This window comes from Novipirellula sp., assembly GCF_041583735.1.
Taxonomy (GTDB): Bacteria; Planctomycetota; Planctomycetia; order Pirellulales; family Pirellulaceae; genus Novipirellula.
Genome location: NZ_JBFHFD010000802.1, coordinates 1 through 3412 on the forward strand (window position 1 = coordinate 1; position 3412 = coordinate 3412).

Sequence of the window (3412 nt, forward strand, 5' to 3'; positions counted from 1 at the left end):
CCCCTCAACATGCTTAGAATTGGAAAAACTGCTCGAAACCGACCCGTTTACTAGGTAATTGTGGGCAGCGTAGGTAGAATGCGGCAAATGCGCAAATATGCTACTAAGAAGCAGACACGCTGTGTCCAGCGACTGCGGCGAACGCATTCCGCTTCCAATTGATCCTTTTCACTCCTCTTGCTCCAAACAAGAAAAACATGGCCGCACGCGACGATTCTGTCATTCGTGGCAGCTTAATTGCCTGTCTCATCTTTTTGGTCCTCTCTGCTGCGCTCAACTTTTTCTTTTGGCAGTCCGCCAACGTGCAAGCGATCAAAGCCGACAAGGCAGCCGATCAATTGCAATCCAGAACGAGTGAGCTGAAGCTAAAGGACGACCAAGCACGGTTAATGAAATCGATGTTGGGCGTAGGCAGCATGAGTGAAGCCGAACTCGAACTGCTCAAGCAAAGTGCCAGTGGCGACCCCGAGATGCAGTTGATCGAACAACAATTTGTTCGCGACATGGCATTGCTGTCCGGTGAAGGCGCCGAGAACCCGAGTTATCCGAAGGTTCCTGAATTCCTGATGAACACGATTCGTTCACGCAACGAGCAATACGGATTGCTGTTGAAGGAGGTCGAGCAGATCAAGGCTCAAGCGGAAAGCGATATCCAGATCGCCCAAAAGGCTCAACAGGTTGCCGAACAACGTGCCGACGACGTGCAAAAGAAACTTGACCAAGAACGTCAACTGTTCACTCAAGACCGCGAACGCATCAACAAAGAAAAAGAAGACACGCGTGACAGTTTGACCAAGACGGTGCAAGAATTCACGCGTTTTCGCCAAGTCACCAACGAAGAAAAAACAAAGCTAAACCGTCAACTCGATCAACGTCAAAACACGATCGAGACGCAGAAAATGGAGCTGGTGCGACTTCGCAGCGATCAATTCGAAACGGTGCAAGGCAACATTCGCTTTGTGCGAGGCGAAACGGTCACCATCAACCTTGGATCCGCCGATGCACTGCGTCCGGGTGTGACATTTGGAGTGGTCGGTGGCGATGAAACCCGTTTGAAAGATGCCAAGGTCAAAGCGACCATCCAGGTCACTCGAATTTTGGCGGATCATTTGGCCGAAGCACGCGTGGTGGCCCGACCTGACATTCGTCATCCGATTATCCCGGGCGATTTTATCTACTCGCCATTCTGGGCACCGGGGCGCAAGGTCAAGATTGCCTTGGCGGGAGATATCGATATCGACAACGACGACCGACCGGACAACGAAGCGATCAAGGGGATGATCACCGCGGCCGGAGCCACGGTGGTTGCCGAAGTTTCGTCAACCGGCGTGGTCGAAGGCACGCTCGACGCCAGCGTCCGCTTCCTTGTCGTTGACGAAAAAGCGATGAGCGGCAGCGACGACGAAGTCAATCAAGAGCAAGAGATTGCGATCGGAAAGATCAAGCAATTGGCGAGAGAACTCGGTGTCTCGGTCATCCCGGCTTGGAAGCTACAAGCTTACCTGAAGACGATCGACGATACGTTGACGACGCCGCTGGGTTCAGCGGTACGCGGAGAAGACTTCCCACCGGAATCGGGTGTCGGAGCGACTCAGCGTTACCCGAGCAATCTGCCGGAATTATTCCGCCGACAAACCGAGGGCATGCAGACCGACAACAAGATCCTGCCCCCGTGATCGAGTGTTCCAGTTACGGCCGCAATATTTCTTACGGCCGCAGCGTTTCGGCTTGCCCCGAAACGGTGACCGCTTGACGTTGCAACCGCTCGCTTAGCCGTCGCAGTTCCTCGTCGAGCCGCGCGGCTGCGACTGGTGACATCTCAATCGGAGCGGTGCCCAACCGGACCTGGTTTGCATCGGTGATGGTGTTGGATGACGATGCCGTCAACGTCTCGCGAACGAACATATCGCTCAATTTGGCGGCGGCACCTCGATGTTGCAGATCCAATTGGCTCGGCGCCCCCCAGTCCAATCGCACACTTCCCATTTGTCGGCGGGCTGCTTCGGTAATCACCGAAGCACGGCGACGGGATTCTTCGCTGTCGCCATCGAGTACACAAATCCAACGGCGAGTGTCGACACGATAGATCAGATCGAACAACCACGCATCGCGTTGTAGCAGACTGTCAAACTCATCCGCATCCGCTCGCGACATCGCGGCGCCCATTGCCACTGTGGTGACGGAGGCAAGATCTTGCAAACGCGGCACCACGCTGTCGTGGCCGAGTTCCACCGACAACATCGGTGGATCCAAACGCACATGCCGCTGAATATGGCTAGCGACGCCAGCAGACAACGCGTTTTCGCCCGCAGAACGACGATTGACGCCTCCGCGTTGGCGCCAACGAACCCACGATTCCGCGACCGCTTTGGAGCCTGAAACCGGCGTTTGGAAACTCACCTCCGTCCCCCAACCGACTCGTGAACGGAGCCGGAGGGTGGAAAAATGCAGCGCCGCCAATTGACGGCTGATCGCTAACCCAAGTCCCTCGCTGCGTGCGGACGTCTTGTGCTGCAGTTCGATCTGTTTCATTTGCCGCTGCGAAATTCCTTCGCCGCGATCAATGACCGACCACGTCATCGCGCCGCCGCTAGAAGCCATTTGTAAACGAATCAGAATATCCGCCCCCTCAACCGTCGTGCGGATCGCGCTGGCGACCAAATTCACCAACAAGCGTCGGAGCATGTCGGGATCCGCAAACACGATCACATGAGAATCGTCGGCGCCGTCCCAAAGCACATCGACGTGGCCTCGCAGCAACCAAGGTCGCAGCGATTCATCGACCGCACGACGAATGTCCGTCACCGAAACCCAGCGACGGCGGACGCGTGGCAAACCGGCGCGCAACCGCTGCAACTGCATCATCTCACCAACGATTTGATCCATACAATCGCATTGGTCGATGGCGCCGTGAAGCGTCTGTAACTGCGGAGCACTGATGTCTCCCTGATTTCCAGCAGCAAGGGATCGCAGTGATTCACGCACCGTGGTTAATGGCGTACGCAGATCGCTCGCCGTTTCGCTCATCATTTGCACGATCGCATTGACGGTGTTGTCAAATTCCGACTCGGGGGTGAGCGGAGAGGTTGCAAATGCCGCAGCGCCAAAACCATGAGGCCGGCTTGTCCCCGTCGAGCCAAGCGAAGATTGGGGCCCAAGTGGATGCTGGAGCCCGAGTGGGTGCTGGGGCCCGAGGGAAGATTGTGTTGGTGCGGTAAAGTTCGATGATGACATCGGTAGCATTCTCCGGTTGGATAGTCCGTGCGAGCTCGCGTGGGGCACGCGAATCAGCAAAGTCCAGCTCGATTGGCTCGAATCGACTTTTGAGAATCGTCCCATAAATCGAAGACGGCTTTGCTGAGCGTGAAGCAAGATCGAGCGTTGTCGTTGCATCGTCATCGCTATGACGACG

General features: G+C 55.9%; 2 protein-coding genes. One reads left to right on the forward strand and one right to left on the reverse strand.

Annotation, left to right across the window (positions count from 1 at the left end; all coding sequences use genetic code 11):
* The first annotated feature begins 197 nt into the window (after window positions 1-197).
* On the forward strand, window positions 198-1676 hold the full coding sequence (locus ABX962_RS32955) for a hypothetical protein (RefSeq protein ID WP_372725929.1): 1479 nt from the start codon (window positions 198-200) through the stop codon (window positions 1674-1676).
* 31 nt (window positions 1677-1707) lie between these two features.
* On the opposite strand, the gene ABX962_RS32960 is transcribed toward ABX962_RS32955, so the two are convergent.
* Window positions 1708-3234: a sensor histidine kinase gene (locus tag ABX962_RS32960; RefSeq protein WP_372725930.1), complete on the reverse strand. Its 1527-nt coding sequence runs from the start codon at window positions 3232-3234 to the stop codon at window positions 1708-1710.
* Between the last annotated feature and the right edge of the window lie 178 nt (window positions 3235-3412).